This is a genomic window from Kluyvera georgiana, assembly GCF_050990895.1.
In the GTDB taxonomy this organism is placed as follows: domain Bacteria; phylum Pseudomonadota; class Gammaproteobacteria; order Enterobacterales; family Enterobacteriaceae; genus Kluyvera; species Kluyvera georgiana.
The window spans coordinates 1,310,668-1,328,361 of the sequence record NZ_CP158865.1 but is presented as its reverse complement, the minus strand read 5'-3'; the positions used below and the strand labels follow the sequence as shown (position 1 = coordinate 1,328,361).

Here is a 17,694-nt window from a genome sequence, read left to right as displayed (position 1 = left end):
CTATGCCAATAAAAAGCAAAGCACCCCGGCCGCAGGAGTTTGCGGCGGTTGATCTTGGTTCGAACAGTTTTCACATGGTCATTGCGCGCGTCGTCGACGGCGCGATGCAGATCATCGGCCGCCTGAAACAGCGCGTTCATCTGGCCGATGGTCTGGATGAGAACAACATGCTGAGCGAAGAGGCCATGGAACGCGGGTTAAGCTGCCTGTCGCTGTTTGCCGAGCGACTACAGGGCTTCTCCCCTTCCAGCGTCTGTATCGTGGGCACGCACTCGTTACGTCAGGCCGCCAATGCGACCGAGTTTCTCAAGCGCGCGGAAAAAGTGATCCCCTACCCGATTGAAATCATCTCCGGGAATGAAGAAGCCCGTCTGATTTTCATGGGCGTCGAACACACGCAGCCGGAAAAGGGCCGCAAGCTGGTCATCGACATCGGCGGCGGCTCAACGGAGCTGGTGATTGGCGAAGATTTCGAACCCAAGCTGGTAGAAAGCCGCCGCATGGGTTGCGTGAGCTTCGGGCAGCAGTTCTTCCTGGCAGGAACCATCAATCGCGAGAACTTCCAGCGCGCCCGCCTGGCGGCGGTACAAAAGCTGGAAACCCTCGCGTGGCAGTTCCGTATTCAGGGCTGGAGCGTGGCGATGGGCGCTTCCGGCACCATCAAGGCCGCGCACGAAGTGCTGCTCGAAATGGGCGAGAAAGACGGTTTTATCACCCCTGAGCGGCTGGAAAAGCTGGTTGAAGAGGTGCTGAAGTTTAAAAACTTCAGCAGCCTGAGTTTGCCAGGCCTGTCCGAAGAGCGTAAAGGGGTCTTTGTTCCGGGGCTGGCGATTCTCTGTGGCGTGTTCGACGCGCTGGCGATTAAAGAGCTGCGCCTGTCTGACGGCGCGCTGCGCGAAGGCGTGCTGTATGAGATGGAAGGCCGCTTCCGCCATCAGGACGTGCGTAGCCGCACCGCGCAAAGCCTGGCAAACCAGTACAACATCGACCGCGAGCAGGCCCAGCGCGTGCTCGAAACCACCATGCAAATGTACGATCAGTGGCTGGAGCAGAACCCGAAGCTGGGTAACCCGCAGCTGAACGCGCTGCTCAAATGGGCATCGATGCTGCACGAAGTGGGGCTAAATATTAACCACAGCGGTATGCATCGCCACTCGGCCTACATTCTGCAAAACAGCGATCTGCCGGGCTTCAACCAGGAGCAGCAATATCTGATGGCGACGCTGGTGCGCTTCCATCGTAAAGCCATTAAGCTCGACGAGCTGCCGCGCTTCACGCTGTTTAAGAAGAAACAGTTCCTGCCGATGATCCAGCTGCTGCGCCTGGGCGTGCTGCTGAACAACCAGCGTCAGGCAACCACTACGCCGCCGACGCTGAAGCTCACGACCGAAGCCAACCACTGGACGCTCTGCTTCCCGCACGACTGGTTTACCCAGAACGCGCTGGTGCTGCTCGATTTGGAAAAAGAGCAGGAGTACTGGGAGAGCGTCACCGGCTGGTTGTTAAAAATCACCGAGGAGCGTGCGCCCGACGAGGTTGTCGCGGCCTGATTCAACGCTTTCACACTCCGCAGCCGCCAGCTCCTCAAGGGGAGCTGGCCTACCGATGCTATAACCCTGCAGATAATCAATACCCAGCGCAATTGCCGCCTGACGAATCTCTTCGCTTTCCACATATTCCGCCACCACGCGCATTTTCTTCATCCGCGCCAGATGGCAAATCGACGACACTATCTGATAGTCCATACTGCTGGTCGCAATATTGCGGATAAAACTGCCGTCAATTTTGAGGATATCAGCGCTGATATGCTTAAGCCTGGCGTAGCTGGCGTATCCGGTACCAAAATCATCTATTGCCACCCGGCAGCCCAGTTCCTGTAGCTCTCGAAGCGTGCGACGAGCCTGTTCCACATTGACCAACGAATGACTTTCAGTAATTTCAAAGACCAACTGCCATGCTTCGATGCCATGCTCTTCCAGCAATAGCGCCACCTGTTGGGAAAAGCCTAGCCCGCTTGCCGTTGATGGCGCGAGGTTCAGCGCCAGACGCATACCGGGGTTGGTCGCCCGACAGCTGGCCATAAAGCGCAGCGTATTTTCCAGTACCCACAGGTCGATACGCGAAGCCATACCAAATTCGTGGGCGACCGGCAGGAACAGCGTTGGCGAGATCAACTCATCATCATCGCCCAGCATACGCAACAGCACTTCGTGATAATCATCGCCGCGAATACCGACGATCGGCTGCGCCATCAGGCGGAAACGGTCGTTCTCCAGCGCCTGCTGAACGCGAACCATCATGGCGATTTTGTCCTTCAGTTCCTGCTGCAAATGCTGCGCGCCGCGCCGCTGGAGATTTTCCGGGCGGTCGGTCACCAGAGACAGCTCGGCTACCGTATTCAGCTCCCCCAGCATCAGCGAAAGGTGTGATACTGGCGATTGAATGTAGCAGTAGCTGAGGCCAATCTGCGGTTGTAACGGCATACCGTTCCAGCTATAGCGGAACATTTTCAGACGCGCATAGAGATCTTCAATACGCTCTTTGTAGGATTCCGTATGCAGCTGTACTGCAAGGTCGCTGCCGGTCAGCTGATACACCCCTTCGCCAGGGCGGAGCACCTCGCTCAGGTACTCCGCCAGATTCTGCTTGTAGTTGATACGCAGCATAATCCCGTAGTGCCGGGTAAGGACCTCGAGATCCGGCATACGCAGGAAACACAGTACCGACCATGGCGCTTTGCTTATTGCCCGATTCAAGGCGCGCATGTTGGGCAGATTGACCACGGGATCGATAAAGGCCATCCGCCGTACCCGCTCGTGGATAGCCCGCTGACGGCTTGAGAGCATGGCCATATAAGCAATGATAAACGAGAATACCAGGAAGCTGGACGAGGTAATTGCCAGCTGTACGCTGTAACCTGCGGTGTGTGGCACGTAGTGATAATGGTAGTGAATCGCCACAATCAGCAGTAGCGTCCAGACCACCGAAATAAAGCGGTAACCGAAGCGCATCGATCCCCACAGCATGATGGGCAGCAGCAAAGAGATGGTATAGTTGGTACTGAAAATGGTGCTGCCACTGTCCAGCGGCATCATCAGCATGGAGAAAATCCCCAGCACGAAGCCGCTCCAGACTATCATTTCCGGCCACTTCACTTTTGGATCAAAGTCCAGGCGCACCTGAGAAATAAAAGCGCGAATATAATAAGGGTTGCGGATTAACCTAATCAGCAAATAACACAGCGGCACGCCGGTCAGGTAGCCCATCAGCAGCGATTGGTAGTTGATCAGATTGCGCTGGGTCAGCGGCGAGGTCCACTGTACATCGCTGAAACTCGGGTATATACCAATATACAACGTAAATTGGATCAGCAGCATAAACAGCGTGGCAGGGATAAACATCTGCCAGAACAACCGCTGTGCCATGAGCCGCGTGTCGCCATGCGACACCATTTTACGCCCGCTGTTGAAATACTGATAGCCGCCCCATGCCACCAGCGTAGGAATCAGAAACTGTAGCGTGATGCCCATTTCTTCAACCACATGCAGATCGCGCGTAAGATAGCAGCCAATACCGATAATCAATCCAGGCAGTGCTTTCCAGCCGAAAAACAGCATCATACACAGCAGAAACGGCATTGGCAGATAATAAAGGTAGGTCTTGCCGCCGCCAACATAGGTGTACGTATTAGCAAGTCTAATTATTGGCAATATCAGAAGTGGCAATATCAGCGGAAGGCCCCACCAGCAATCGCGATATTGCTTATATATTTTACAGAAATTCATAGATGCTCTATAGATACCCCAAATCCTGCTGGGTATTTTCAGACAGGCATCCAACCTGGCTTAAACGTCCGCGAAAGAAGGTAATGCGCGGGTATAGCGAGAATTTTAGTTATCGGTTACGAATGAAGTTTGATGTGAGTCAAGAAACCGCGTACATAAAAACAATAATTTCGTTTTCTTTGCCGTTCATCTAATTATTAATTTATCTTTGTGAATACGTATAATATCTTATATAACATTAATTAATGTTTTATTTGACGGTTTTTTACATTCATCTCAATTGACCCGTGCGCCACTCTGTGCCTTAATGTACAAATCGCCCGTCTATGGGTATTGCTAAAGGACCCCTTTGTGAGCCAGGTTACCAGCCTACGAAAACGACACCGATTTAACAGTCGAATGACCCGGATCGTACTGCTTATCAGTTTCCTCTTCTTCTTCGGACGCTTCGTCTACTCCTCCATCGGTGCGTGGCATCACCACCAGGACAAAAAAGAATCCCAGCAGAGCAGCCTGTCGCAACAGACTCCCCCCGCACAAACCAACGATCGTTAATCCCCCGAAAGATTCCTTACCGAATGGCTAAGCGTCCCGTTTAACCATCCGGTAAGGGATCTGCATGATTGGTCATATCCTGTGGCAAATTGGGCAAAAAAACGTTTCTCGCACGAATACACAAAATTTTATTTTCGCTTCGCCGCAACATTCGCGCTGTTTTTTATACTCTTGATAAATGGGCAGAAAAAAGACAATAACTGCGCAAATAATCGCTAACCCATACACCTCAGATATATAAAAACAAATATATAGATATTTTATATATCTTCATTTGATTTTTTCGCCATTATTTTTAACCAGGCAGGGCTTGTGATGACCGGTTTTACCTTATTTCCAAAAATAAAAAATGCCGTTGAATGGATGGCGGGCCACAGCGATGCGGTTATTCAATTTGGCTGGAATGTCGTTGCAGCTATTATCCTGTTATTTGTCGGTAAAGCCATCTCACGCCTGCTGTCCCGCGGGCTGGAGAAGCTACTGCTCAAGCGTAGAGTCGATATCACTATCGTCCAGTTTTTCACCGCGCTGGTACGCTACATTACGCTGGCTTTCTCCGTCGTTGCCGCGCTGGGCCGCGTGGGGATCGAAACCTCATCGATCATCGCCGTTATCGGCGCTGCAGGCCTGGCCGTCGGCCTGGCGCTTCAGGGCTCGCTCTCCAACTTTGCCGCGGGCGTGTTGCTGGTTTCCCTGCGCCCTTTCCGCGCCGGCGAAGTAGTACAGATTGGCGCTATGACCGGTACGGTAGAGAAGGTGCACATTTTCTCCACCACGCTGCTGACCGGCGATAGCAAAGAAGTGGTGATCCCCAACGGCAAGATTATCGCAGACAACATCATCAACTACTCCCGCCATCCGTTCCGCCGTATCGACCTGGTGATTGGCGTGGGTTACCAGAGCCGCATTGCTGACGTCAAACGCGTCATCAATCAGCTGATTGAAAAAGACTCGCGAATTGACCGCCAGCGCGGCGTCACCGTCCGTCTGGGCGAGCTGGGCGCCTCATCGCTGAACTTTTATGTGCGAGTGTGGGTACGCAATGCGGATTACTGGGACACCTATTACGATATGCTGGAAAACATCAAAGAGGCGCTGGACGCCAATCATATCGACCTGCCTTATCCACAGATGGATATTCGCGTGGAGAACGTGACCGCGCCAGCGCACCCGCAGCTACAGCTGGTTGATTAATCCCGAGGGCACGCGGGTGTCCTTTGCAACAGCTTTACTAACTCAGCAATTCCTTTACTGAGGATCTTATCGTGGCGCATCACCACCGCCAGCTGGCGGTGCAGCAGCGGTGCCAGCGAGCAGACATGTAACCCTTCCCGGTCACGAGGCGCCTCAACCGCCATACGCGGAATAATGCTGTAACCCAGGCCGGCGGCCACCATGCGCTTTATCGCTTCAATACTGCCCAATTGCATCACCGGCCGGACGTCTAAGCCTGCTCGTTGGAACCAGCCATCAATCAGGCTACGCGTGCCGCTTCCTTGCTCGAACGCGATAAGCGGTAGATCCCGCAACGCGGCGGGCGTTGCCATTGACGTCCGTTGCGTTGCAGCAATAATCAGCACAAATTCCTCTCGTTGAACCGCCATAACCTCCAGACTGCGCCCGCTCGCGGGCAAGGTGACCAGCCCCAAATCGAGCCGATTCTCTTCTATCGCCCGCACGATATCCGGGGTATTGCCGGTGGTCACCCCCACCGTCAGCCGCGGGTAACGCTCACGCAGTTCCTGCAGCATCGGCGGCAGCAGATGAATGCACGCCGTAGCCCCGGTGCCCAACGAAATCTGGCCGCTCACCTGCTCGCTGCATTCGCTTACCGACTGCACGGCTTCATTCACCGCCTGTTCAATCCGCTCGCCGTGCAGCAGCAGCGCCATTCCTGCCGCCGTCGCCTTCACGCCGCGCCCGGTACGTTCAATCAACCTTGTCTGTAAGAACTGTTCAAGCTGGCGAACCTGAAGACTCACTGCAGGCTGAGAGATACCCAGCGCATCAGCCGCCGCCGAAAAGCTGCCGCGCTGCACCACCAGGCGGAAGGTTGCCAGATATCCCAGATTCAGCGTCGTCATGCAAAGTTTCTCTTATCAGGGTCATAAACGGAGGGCTCTGCCAGCACAATAGCCTGAGCGTTATGCTGCCAGCAACTGCATAACTGACGAGAATATAATGAAAACACCCGCCGCCCCTCTTTCTGTTACCCTTGCCGCTGGAGGCAACCAGCTGATTAACTGGGGGATCTCATTTTATATGCCTGGCACCTTCGCCCGCGCGATTACGCAAGAGACCGGCTGGGCAGCGACGCATATCTATTTCGGCCTGACGCTGGCCATGCTGGTGATGGCGCTACTTTCACCTTGGGTCGCCCGCCTGCTGGCGCATTTTGGCGGTCAGCGCGTGGTGGTGAGTGGCACAATGCTGATGGCGATAGGCTGTCTCTTAATGTCGCTCATACGCACCTTGCCGGGCTGGTACTGCGCCTGGATACTGACCGGCGTCGGGATGCGGCTGGCACTTTACGACGGTCTGTTTGCCGCGCTGGTGAATCTCTACGGCCAGCGAGCCAGAGCGACCATTTCACGCGTCACCTTAGCCGGCGGGCTAGCCTCCGCGCTATTCTGGCCGCTGGGCAGTGCATTACTCACGATAATCGACTGGCGACACGCGCTGCTGGTGTACAGTCTGCTCGGGTTTCTTAGCGCCCTGATTCTCATTCCAATGCCCAACCAAAAACTGCCGCCAGTGAGCCCACGCAGCCCCACCGCTCCCCTCTCCCGCAACGGGCATATTGGCTGGCTTTACGCTGCACTGATTGCCATCGTGACCTTTATCTCTAACGGCACCTCTACACATCTGCCGGAGTTTATCGCCGCCCACGCTCTCCCCATCGCCGTGGGTATTCTATGGGGCGTCGGGCAGACCGGCGCGCGCTTTCTTGAAGTCGCCTCCGGCTCAGCGTTAACCCCCATCAGGCTGACGCTGCTCACGGTATTTTTCATACCGCTGTGCTTTGCATTGGGTATAGGCAGCACGCATATTGGCTGGGCCGCCGGAGGGTTTGTTCTCGGATACGGCGCAATCAATGGCCTGACCACGGTATTCAAGGCCACGCTGCCACTTCAACTCTTTGCCGCTGAAGACTATGCCCGCCGCACTGGCGTATTGCTGATCCCGGCCCAACTGCTGGCCGCCGCCTCGCCGCTTGCCTACGCCTGGCTCAATCAGACGCTGGGTATGCAGGGAAGCCTTACCGTATCCGCGGCACTGGCTGTGATAGCCGCAGGGCTGGCGGTGACCATTGCGCTGTGCCAGACTGCTCGCATAACAAAAAACAACGATCAACACGCTTCACGACAAGGATAACTCCCATGCACCTGCAAACCGAGCGCCTGATCCTCCGCCCGGTGGCGGCGACCGATCTTGACGCGCTTTACCGCATCTACGGCGATCCCGCGACCAACACCTTTAACCCTGCTGGCCCACATCCGGATATCGAACACTCTCACCGCATCCTGACGGGGTGGCTTGAACATCGCGATGCTCACGGCTTCGGCAACTGGGCGTTCAGCCTGCGGGATGCCCCCGAACAGATTATCGGTTTTGGTGGGCTACGCATTGTCGAATATCCCTTCGGTGCGGTGAATAACCTGGGCTACCGCTTTGCGCCCGAAGCGTGGGGAAAAGGGCTGGCTACGGAGTTTGCCCTTGCGGCGGTGGAGTATGCGTTTACGATATTAAAACTTGAGGAGGTCGTCGGTATCGTACGCAAAAACCATCTGGCATCGCAGAAGGTATTGCTGAAGTGCGGGCTGACGCTGCTCAGAGAGATTGACGACGTGACGGGAGCAGAGCCGAGTTTGCTGTATCATCGTCTACGTGGCTAAACGGCATAAAAAAACCCTCTGCCTGACAGAGGGTTTTACATGCTAACGGAGAGGGGAAATTATTCCCACTCGATCGTTGCTGGCGGCTTACCGCTGATGTCATACACCACGCGGGAAATGCCGTTCACTTCGTTGATAATGCGGTTAGAGACGCGGCCTAAGAAGTCATACGGCAGGTGCGCCCAGTGCGCGGTCATAAAGTCGATGGTTTCGACCGCACGCAGGGAAACAACCCAGTCATATTTACGGCCATCACCCATCACGCCAACGGAACGTACCGGCAGGAACACGGTAAACGCCTGGCTGACTTTGTTGTACAGGTCAGCTTTGTGCAGCTCTTCAATGAAGATAGCGTCCGCACGACGCAGCAGGTCGCAGTACTCTTTCTTCACTTCGCCCAGCACGCGAACGCCGAGACCCGGGCCCGGGAACGGATGACGGTACAGCATGTCGTACGGCAGGCCCAGTTCCAGACCGATTTTGCGCACTTCGTCTTTGAACAGCTCACGCAGCGGCTCAACCAGCCCCATCTTCATCTCTTTCGGCAGGCCGCCCACGTTGTGGTGAGATTTGATGACGTGTGCTTTACCGGTGGCAGACGCCGCAGATTCGATTACGTCAGGGTAGATAGTCCCCTGCGCCAGCCATTTCACGTCTTCCAGCTTCAGCGCTTCTTCGTCGAACACTTCCACGAACACACGGCCGATGATCTTACGTTTGGCTTCCGGATCGTTCTCGCCTTTCAGCGCTTCCAGGAAGCGCTGCTCGCCTTCCACGTGAACGATGTTCAGGCCGAAGTGGTCGCCGAACATATCCATCACCTGCTGGGCTTCGTTCAGACGCAGCAGACCGTTGTCCACAAACACGCAGGTCAGGTTTTTACCGATGGCGCGGTGCAGCAGCATCGCGGTGACGGAAGAGTCCACGCCGCCGGACAGGCCCAGAATAACTTTGTCTTCGCCAACCTGCTCGCGAATACGCGCAACGGCGTCGTCGATGATTTTAGCCGGGGTCCACAGCGCTTCACACTGGCAGATATCGCGTACGAAGCGCTCCAGCATGCGCATACCCTGACGGGTGTGGGTAACTTCCGGGTGGAACTGCACGCCGTAGAAGCGTTTTTCTTCGTGCGCCATAATGGCGAACGGGCAGGTCTCGGTGCTGGCAACGGTGACGAAACCTTCCGGGATCGCGGTCACTTTGTCGCCGTGACTCATCCATACGTCGAGCAGCGGTTTGCCGTCGGCGGTCAGAGAATCTTCGATACCGCGAATCAGCGCGCTGTCGGTCTGTACCTCAACCTGAGCGTAGCCGAATTCACGCTCGTTAGAACCTTCAACGTGGCCGCCCAGCTGCATTGCCATGGTCTGCATACCGTAGCAGACGCCGAAGACCGGCACACCGGCGTTGAAGACGTACTCAGGCGCGCGCGGGCTGTTTGCTTCGGTGGTGCTTTCCGGGCCGCCGGAGAGGATGATGCCGCTCGGGTTAAACTCACGGATTTGTGCTTCAGTAACATCCCATGCCCACAGTTCACAGTAGACGCCCAGTTCACGTACGCGACGCGCGACCAGCTGGGTGTACTGCGATCCGAAATCGAGGATGAGAATGCGATGTTTATGAATATTGTCTGTCATTTGACGATAATTCCGAGGCAAGTGAAACAATAACAAAACGCCCGGTTTAAAACCGGGCGCGGAAACTTATCAGGAGCCCATGCGATAGTTCGGGGACTCTTTGGTGATGGTCACGTCGTGAACGTGGCTTTCCTGGATACCCGCACCGCTGATACGCACGAATTCAGCCTTCGTACGCAGCAGGTCGATGGTACCACAACCGGTCAGACCCATACAGGAACGCAAGCCCCCCATCTGCTGGTGAATGATCTCTTTCAGGCGGCCTTTATACGCTACGCGGCCTTCGATACCTTCCGGCACCAGTTTGTCAGCGGCGTTGTCGCTCTGGAAGTAACGGTCGGAGGAGCCTTTGGACATCGCGCCCAGAGAACCCATACCGCGGTAGGATTTGTAAGAACGGCCCTGGTAGAGTTCGATTTCGCCCGGGGATTCTTCGGTACCGGCCAGCATAGAGCCCACCATCACGGCAGCGGCGCCAGCGGCAATCGCTTTAGCGATGTCGCCGGAGAAACGGATACCGCCGTCGGCGATAACCGGAATACCGGTACCTTCCAGCGCTTCAACCGCGTCAGAAACGGCAGTGATCTGCGGAACGCCCACGCCGGTCACGATACGAGTTGTACAGATGGAGCCAGGGCCGATACCGACTTTCACCGCGCTGCAACCGGCTTCGGCGAGTGCGCGAGCGCCAGCGCCAGTCGCAACGTTACCGCCGATGATTTGCAGGTCAGGATATTTAGCTCGGGTTTCACGGATACGCTGCAGCACGCCTTCGGAGTGGCCGTGAGAGGAGTCGATCAGCAGGACGTCAACGCCCGCGGCAACCAGCGCATCAACGCGCTCTTCGTTGCCCGCGCCCGCGCCCACTGCGGCACCAACGCGCAGACGACCTTTCTCATCTTTACAGGCGTTCGGTTTACGTTCGGCTTTTTTGAAGTCTTTAACGGTGATCATGCCCAGCAGGTGGAAGCTATCGTCAACCACCAGCGCTTTTTCGACGCGACGTTCGTGCATTTTAGCGAACACCACATCACGCGCTTCGCCTTCGCGAACGGTCACCAGACGATCTTTCGGGGTCATGTAGACGCTCACCGGCTGGCTCAGGTCGGTGACGAAACGCACGTCACGACCGGTGATGATACCTACCAGTTCATTGTCTTCGGTCACAACCGGATAGCCCGCGAAGCCGTTGCGCTCAGTCAGCTCTTTCACTTCCGCCAGCGTGGTGGTTGGCAGCACGGTCTGTGGGTCGGTGACCACGCCGGATTCGTGTTTCTTCACGCGACGAACTTCTTCCGCCTGGCGCTCGATAGACATGTTTTTGTGGATAAAACCAATGCCGCCTTCCTGTGCCAGGGCAATCGCCAGGCGCGCTTCAGTCACGGTGTCCATTGCCGCAGAGAGCATAGGAATGTTCAGACGAATGGTTTTGGTCAGCTGAGTGCTAAGGTCAGCCGTGTTCGGCAGAACGGTAGAATGAGCGGGAACGAGGAGGACGTCGTCAAACGTCAGGGCTTCTTTTGCGATACGTAGCATGGGCAATATCTCACCTGGGAGGTTATTAAATATTGCCGCGGCATTATACAGAGCGTAAGCGATTGCATCCACACTTTTTTGCATAAAATGCTTGCACTCGCTCGTTAGCAGGTTACTATCGACTGAATAACCTGCTGATTTAGAATTTGATCCCGCTCACATGTTATCCTCACAAAGCCCCGCAATTTTTACCGTTAGCCGTCTTAACCAGTCGGTGCGTCTACTGCTCGAAAAAGAGATGGGCCAGGTGTGGATTAGCGGCGAGATCTCCAATTTTACCCAGCCCTCTTCCGGCCACTGGTACTTCACCTTAAAAGACGATAACGCCCAGGTGCGCTGCGCAATGTTCCGCAACAGCAACCGCCGGGTGACGTTCCGCCCACAGCACGGACAGCAGGTGCTGGTACGCGCCAACATCACGCTGTACGAGCCGCGCGGCGATTACCAGATTATCGTCGAAAGCATGCAGCCCGCGGGCGAAGGGCTATTACAGCAGAAATATGAACAGCTGAAAGCCAAACTGCAGGCTGAAGGGTTGTTCGATCAGCAATATAAGCAGCCGCTGCCCTCCCCGGCCCACTGTGTCGGGGTGATTACCTCGAAAACCGGCGCGGCGCTGCACGATATTCTCCACGTTCTTAAACGCCGCGATCCCTCGCTGCCGGTAGTTATCTACCCTACCGCGGTACAGGGCGACGATGCGCCGGGGCAGATCGTGCGCGCCCTTGAACTGGCCAACGCGCGCGGCGAGTGCGACGTGTTAATCGTCGGGCGCGGCGGCGGCTCGCTGGAAGATTTATGGAGCTTTAACGACGAACGCGTGGCGCGCGCTATTTTTGCCAGCCGCATTCCGGTGGTTAGCGCCGTTGGCCACGAAACCGATGTCACTATCGCCGATTTTGTCGGCGACCTGCGCGCGCCGACGCCGTCGGCGGCGGCGGAAATCGTCAGCCGTAACCAGCAGGAACTGCTGCGCCAGATTCAATCCGCCCAACAGCGTTTGGGCATGGCGATGGACTACTACCTCGCCAACCGCAGCCGCCGTTTTACTCAGATGTCCCATCGCCTACAGCAGCAGCACCCGCAGCTGCGTCTGGCGCGTCAACAAACTTCACTGGAACGGCTGCGTCAGCGTATGAGCAGCGCGTTGGAAAGCCAGATCAAACAGGCCAATCAGCGCCAGCAGCGCATGCTGCAACGTCTGAACCAGCAGAATCCGCAGCCGCGTATTCATCGCGCCCAGTCGCGTATCCAGCAGATGGAATATCGCCTGGCCGAATCCATTCGCGCACGCCTCAGCGAACAGCGCGAACGCTTTGGCAATGCGGTCACGCATCTGGAAGCCGTCAGCCCGCTGGCGACGTTGGCGCGCGGCTATAGCGTCACCACCGCCAGCGATGGCAAGGTGTTGAAACAGGCGAAGCAGGCAAAAGCCGGTGAGATGCTGACGACCCGGCTGGCAGACGGCTGGGTCGAGAGCGAAATTAAAACGGTGACGCCGGTGAAGAAAACGCGCGCACGTCAAAAACGGCCTGAATGATCGACATTAAAGACGCGCCTGACGCTTCGCTTATCCAGCGGATATAAGAGTGGCAAAGGTGTAGGCCGGGCAAGGCATCGCCGCCACCCGGCAACAGCGCTACTGGCCCGCAGATTCGCTACCAGAGACCCACTCAACCCGCTTTTTCGAGATCATCCCGTGGCCGTTCTGGCAGAAGAAATCCACCGCGCCGCAGGCTTTTAACACTTCCAGCGGCTTATGGCACTCGGGGCAGCGTGGCTCGAGGGTAAAGGTTTTATCACAGTGCGCGCAGTGCGCCTGTTGGCCCTGCACCTCCAGCGAGGCCTGACAGGTTGGGCAGATGAATTCCATGGCGACTCCTTAACATCGTATTGTGCCGCCATTTTATCACGTCTCAGTGCGTCCCGCGTAACCGCTGCTGAATCTGCAGCAGCGCCTCGACCTCGCCAATACGCCGCGCCGTGAGCTTCGCCACTTCCTGCGGCGCACGGGAATACAAACTTTGCGCGCCCAGAATCTGCTCGCCCAGACAGTGGGCATAAATTGCGCCGCGACGCGTCCAGCCGAGAACGGAATCGCCGCAAATGAGCTCAGCGCGCTCGCCCTCGGGGCTACGGTTCTGGCTTATCACTCGCCCGTCGCGCAAGGTAATGCGGATCCCCTTACGTTCAACGCCCGGCCCGGCGTATTTATTCAACCACAGGTTGACCGCAATCCCACCCAGCGTGCCGACCAGATGAGCCTCACCCTCTGCCGTTTCGATATCGCCCAGCGCAATGGGCCGCCCTAATCGGTCCCTGACTCGCTCAGCGCGCAGCACAATGTCATCGCTGCCGCCGAGATAGCGCACCGTCTCACGCATCATCGCCAGTACGTGGGTACCAATATCGACAATCACCCCGTCCGGGTGGCGCAGCTGGCGGCTATCCGGTTGCCCGGTGGCAAAATTCAGCGCGATAGGTTCACCCGCGGCGTTATAGCCGCTTGGCTCCAGCAGAAAGCCGTCGATGCTGACAATATCGTCCAGCGAGGTGACCACCGGGCGGTCAATTACCGCGCCATCTTCAGGCTGCCAGCGGTCATCCATTCGCCCCTGTGCCAGACACAGCACGCCGTCACGGGCCATCCAGTGATCCAGCGCCAGCACGCGCCGCGCGTTATCCGGCACCGAAAGCAACTGGCGCAGTGCGGTAAGCTGCTCCAGCGTGGCGGCGATCGGCTTCTCCACCACAATGCGCGGAATCGGCGAACGCAGCGCTTGTTCAAGCACCGGCAGATGCGCCAGCGAAACGGTGGTAATAAACAGCGTGTCGATGGGCTGCACCAGCAGTGCGGCAAGCGATTCATAGGCCGTCACACCCGGTAGCACACGCAGCGGATTGCGGTCATAGCCGCAAATCTGGGTCACCGGCAGCGACAGCGCTTTTAGCGCAGGCAAATAGGCGGTTTCAACCACCGACCCGAGGCCGATAAAACCAATATTCATAGCATTCGACTCATGAAGAAAAACAATACGGCAGGCATTATGCGTGAAGCGCCATCACAGAAACGTGTCCGCGATGGCTTATTGGGTTTAGCGCACCGCGCGTAAACGGTCAAAGCCAGCTGCCAGATCGGTTTTCAAATCGTCCATATCTTCCAGCCCCATCTGGATGCGCAGCGTCAGGCCGCCGGGCTGCCAGGTAGTCGCGGTGCGGTAATCGGCGCAGTTGAACGGGATAATCAGGCTTTCAAAACCACCCCACGAATAACCCATGGCGAAAATACGCATATGATCCAACATATTCGCCACCCCCGCTTTGGTGAATTCGGGCTTAAGCACCAGCGAAAACAGCCCGGATGAGCCGGTGAAATCACGCTTCCAGATCTCGTGCCCCGGGCATTCCGGCAGCGCCGGGTGCAGAACCCTCAGCACTTCCGGACGCGCCTGTAGCCAATGCGCCATCTCCAGACCGCGCTGTTCAGCCTCTTTCAGGCGCAGATGCATCGTGCGCAGCCCGCGCAGGGCCAGGAAGCAGTCTTCCGCGCCGGGCAGCATGGCCATCAGATCGTAGGTTTTACGCAGCCGCGGCCACCAGGCGTCATTGGCTGACACCAGCCCCATCAGCAGGTCAGAATGGCCGCCGAGATATTTAGTCCCCGCCTCAAGCGAGAGATCGCAACCGTGTTCATGGGCACGGAAGAAAATCGGCGTCGCCCAGGTATTGTCGATAATGGTGGCGATCCCCTGTTTTTTCGCCGCCTGGGTCATCGCCGGAACATCCTGAATCTCAAAGCTCTGCGAGCCGGGCGATTCCAGGAACAGCGTGGTGGTGTTCGCGCGAAAAAGCGAGGCTATTTCCGCGCCAATCAGCGGGTCGTAATAGGTGGTCTCAATGCCCATTTTGGCCAGCATACCGGCGCAGAAATTGCGGGTCGGTCGATAAACGCTATCGGGCATCAGCAGGTGATCGCCCGCTTTCAGCGTTGTCAGCAGAGCCAGTGAAATAGCCCCCAGCCCGGATGGTGACAGTACGGTCCCGGCGGCACCGGCCAGCACGCTCCAGGCGTTCTCGAGGCTGGCGATGGTCGGCGTCCCCATCGTGCCGTAATTAAATTCGGCGCGGTTATGTTCAAGATCGTCAACCGTCGGAAAGACCACCGTAGATCCGCGATAAATCGGCGCATTAACAAACCCTGCCTGACGGGAAGTATCCCGGCCTAGCTGGGTAATTTGCGTGCTGATATTAAAATCGGATGGAGAATGATGACCCATAATTTACCTCGTACTTTTCAGCGGCCGTGCCAACGAGAAATTGTGCTATTCATTACCCCATTGATTGAGGAATTCCGCAATATCATCAATGCGCTGTTCTTTAATGCCCGCCTCAGCGGCCATCTCTTGTTGCGCTTCTTCGCTGATCTCTTCGTTGTTCATCAAGCGGGTAATCAGCAGTTGGAAATAGTGTGCCAGCGCATCACGCTCGGCGTCGTTCACCGCCTGCGCGGCTTCGGTCGAGTATTCGTCGACGATGTCATAAAATTTCAGCGGGATTTCGTGCGTCATAGACAGCTCCTGGAATAAAGACGGGCAAAACGGTGACTATCCTACGTTACGCGCTATCAGGTCAACGTGCGTTTTCATACGCACGGCGAATTACTCAACAATCACCTTCACTTTCGGTTTAGACAGCAGAATTTTGATCAATTCAGTGAATTTCACCGGCTTATAAAAATAGTAACCCTGCTGGAACGTAATGTCGTTTTTGTTGAGATAGTCGAGTTGTTCTTTGGTTTCGACACCTTCAGCCACGATGCTCAGGGAGAGCTTGCGGGCCAGGTCCAACACGCAGTCCAGAATGCGCGTCGAGTCCGGATCCGCATTCACGCGAGCGACAAAGCTTTGATCAATTTTAATATAATCAATATGTAAATCATGCAGATAAGACAATCCCGAGTATCCGGTACCGAAATCATCAAGAGCGATAACAAAACCGTTCTCGTGTAGCGTGTTCAGCGTCTGTACCAAATCTTCATCCACGTGCAGCGGCTCGCGTTCCGTCACTTCAAGCACCAGGTTGAGATCCTTGCGGTGGAAACGTTCTTTAAAGCGCAGACACTCCCCGACAAAATCCGGCTTGGCGATATGCGACGCGCTAAAGTTAATACCGACATGAAAACCCTCCGGAAGTTTGCTTTCGATGGCGTTCATATTGTCCACGACCTGCGCCATCAGGCTGCGCGTCAGCGGCACAATCAGCCCCGATTTTTCCGCCACCGGAATAAACGACGCCGGAGAAATATAGCCCGCACGCGGGTGTTTCCAGCGGGCCAGTACCTCAACGCCGCGCAGCGTCCCCTCTCTACCGTTCACCACCATCTGGTAAAAAGGGACGATTTCACCGTTGGCTATCGCCCGACGCAGCATCTCTTCCGGCGTCATCTCTTTGGTCAGATATTTATCCAGCACATAAGCCGTAACGATAGAGATCAATCCAAGAAAAAGCAGGATACCCAGTCCGCGAGTAATCATACGCTGAAGGCTAAATAACGGCGGCTGATTGTAGACAATACTGAAGGGATATTTTATTGAGCTGATTCGTCCGCTATAACGGGCGTTTCCGTTCACCACGTCGCCAGACATTCCAATCGTCGACTCCCCTACCCGTAAGGCAAAATGCACGCCTTTCAGAGGGACATTCAGCGCGCCGCGAATATGCCGATCGCTAATGGTGACCAGGATGCGACTGGCGGCTAACTGGGTGCTATAGATAAGGATCGGCTGCCCATTCGACGTCTCGCGAGCAGGAACCAACAGCAGCTTGCGCGCCTCCATCGGCGGAATTTGCGAGAGTAAAATACGGTTTCCCGGTAGCGATGAGCACCAGACCGTACCATTCTTAACGATAACAATCGTGCGCAAATGTGGCTGCAAGGCCGCTTCCGTGCCGAGCTGGTATTGCCCATCAATATTACATCCCTTGGCCGCAATATTGATGGCAACGCGGGTTGCCCGGAAAGCTTCATCGAGAATAAGGTTAATATTATTGGCGGCATATCGGGCACCGCCCAGACTTTCCGCGCGAGAGGAGTACCACAGCTGGGTATTCAAAATAACAACACCGGCCAGAAACAGGCACACGGCGGCAATGACAGGAAGAAGCGCGTTACGCATTATCATGTCCTGGGCAAAGAGATGTATTTCTGGCGGCGGATATGGAATCGCGCAAGTACGCGAATAAAGAAAGGATGGTCGAGAGGAGCAGAAATCGCCATTAGCCCAA

General features: G+C 56.0%; 15 protein-coding genes. 6 read left to right on the top strand and 9 right to left on the bottom strand.

The window, feature by feature from the left end; genetic code table 11:
- Nucleotides 1-2: 2 nt before the first annotated feature.
- Nucleotides 3-1,550: an exopolyphosphatase gene (gene ppx, locus ABTW00_RS06325; protein WP_065355901.1), complete on the top strand. Its 1,548-nt coding sequence runs from the start codon at nucleotides 3-5 to the stop codon at nucleotides 1,548-1,550.
- Here ppx and ABTW00_RS06320 read toward each other — a convergent pair.
- Nucleotides 1,503-3,785 (bottom strand): EAL domain-containing protein, encoded by a 2,283-nt coding sequence (locus ABTW00_RS06320; protein ID WP_433639615.1) that lies wholly within the window; start codon nucleotides 3,783-3,785, stop codon nucleotides 1,503-1,505. The genes ppx and ABTW00_RS06320 overlap by 48 nt on opposite strands.
- Nucleotides 3,786-4,136: 351 nt before the next feature.
- On the opposite strand from ABTW00_RS06320, the gene ABTW00_RS06315 reads away from it, so the two are divergent.
- Entirely contained in the window at nucleotides 4,137-4,340 is a 204-nt protein-coding gene (locus ABTW00_RS06315; protein WP_074416780.1) for a YfgG family protein, read from the top strand.
- Between the two features lie 315 nt (nucleotides 4,341-4,655).
- The gene (mscS, locus tag ABTW00_RS06310; protein WP_433639613.1) at nucleotides 4,656-5,534 is read left to right on the top strand and encodes a small-conductance mechanosensitive channel MscS; all 879 of its coding nucleotides are present in this window, start codon (nucleotides 4,656-4,658) and stop codon (nucleotides 5,532-5,534) included.
- Here the strand turns inward: mscS and ABTW00_RS06305 are convergent.
- A complete protein-coding gene (locus ABTW00_RS06305) occupies nucleotides 5,531-6,424 on the bottom strand; it encodes a LysR family transcriptional regulator (protein WP_433639611.1) in 894 nt (297 codons plus the stop codon). The genes mscS and ABTW00_RS06305 overlap by 4 nt on opposite strands.
- A 97-nt stretch (nucleotides 6,425-6,521) precedes the next feature.
- On the opposite strand from ABTW00_RS06305, the gene ABTW00_RS06300 reads away from it, so the two are divergent.
- Both ABTW00_RS06300 and ABTW00_RS06295 read left to right on the top strand, forming a co-directional pair.
- Complete coding sequence (locus ABTW00_RS06300) at nucleotides 6,522-7,715, top strand: MFS transporter (protein ID WP_433639609.1); 1,194 nt, start codon at nucleotides 6,522-6,524, stop codon at nucleotides 7,713-7,715.
- 5 nt (nucleotides 7,716-7,720) lie between these two features.
- Nucleotides 7,721-8,236, top strand: coding sequence for a GNAT family N-acetyltransferase (locus ABTW00_RS06295; RefSeq protein ID WP_065355906.1), 516 nt, complete (start codon nucleotides 7,721-7,723; stop codon nucleotides 8,234-8,236).
- Nucleotides 8,237-8,295: 59 nt separating this feature from the next.
- Here the strand turns inward: ABTW00_RS06295 and guaA are convergent, their stop codons facing one another.
- Nucleotides 8,296-9,873: a glutamine-hydrolyzing GMP synthase gene (guaA, locus tag ABTW00_RS06290; RefSeq protein ID WP_433639607.1), complete on the bottom strand. Its 1,578-nt coding sequence runs from the start codon at nucleotides 9,871-9,873 to the stop codon at nucleotides 8,296-8,298.
- 69 nt (nucleotides 9,874-9,942) lie between these two features.
- The gene (gene guaB, locus ABTW00_RS06285) at nucleotides 9,943-11,409 is read right to left on the bottom strand and encodes an IMP dehydrogenase (RefSeq protein WP_064543580.1); all 1,467 of its coding nucleotides are present in this window, start codon (nucleotides 11,407-11,409) and stop codon (nucleotides 9,943-9,945) included.
- Between the two features lie 160 nt (nucleotides 11,410-11,569).
- Between guaB and xseA the strand changes: the two genes are divergently transcribed.
- The gene (gene xseA / locus ABTW00_RS06280) at nucleotides 11,570-12,949 is read left to right on the top strand and encodes an exodeoxyribonuclease VII large subunit (protein WP_433639604.1); all 1,380 of its coding nucleotides are present in this window, start codon (nucleotides 11,570-11,572) and stop codon (nucleotides 12,947-12,949) included.
- Between the two features lie 99 nt (nucleotides 12,950-13,048).
- Here xseA and ABTW00_RS06275 read toward each other — a convergent pair whose 3' ends face one another.
- The 5 genes from ABTW00_RS06275 to ABTW00_RS06255 form a co-directional block, all read right to left on the bottom strand.
- Nucleotides 13,049-13,282, bottom strand: a complete 234-nt coding sequence (locus tag ABTW00_RS06275) for a zinc ribbon domain-containing protein (RefSeq protein ID WP_433639602.1) — start codon at nucleotides 13,280-13,282, stop codon at nucleotides 13,049-13,051.
- Between the two features lie 43 nt (nucleotides 13,283-13,325).
- Nucleotides 13,326-14,417 carry a Gfo/Idh/MocA family oxidoreductase gene (locus ABTW00_RS06270; RefSeq protein ID WP_433639599.1) on the bottom strand — a complete coding sequence of 364 codons (1,092 nt, stop codon included), beginning with the start codon at nucleotides 14,415-14,417 and terminating at the stop codon, nucleotides 13,326-13,328.
- A gap of 87 nt (nucleotides 14,418-14,504) precedes the next feature.
- Nucleotides 14,505-15,686: a cystathionine beta-lyase gene (metC, locus tag ABTW00_RS06265; RefSeq protein ID WP_064543573.1), complete on the bottom strand. Its 1,182-nt coding sequence runs from the start codon at nucleotides 15,684-15,686 to the stop codon at nucleotides 14,505-14,507.
- 45 nt (nucleotides 15,687-15,731) lie between these two features.
- Nucleotides 15,732-15,977 (bottom strand): YmjA family protein, encoded by a 246-nt coding sequence (locus ABTW00_RS06260; protein ID WP_064543572.1) that lies wholly within the window; start codon nucleotides 15,975-15,977, stop codon nucleotides 15,732-15,734.
- 90 nt (nucleotides 15,978-16,067) lie between these two features.
- A complete protein-coding gene (locus ABTW00_RS06255; protein WP_433639596.1) occupies nucleotides 16,068-17,585 on the bottom strand; it encodes an EAL domain-containing protein in 1,518 nt (505 codons plus the stop codon).
- Nucleotides 17,586-17,694: the final 109 nt, after the last annotated feature.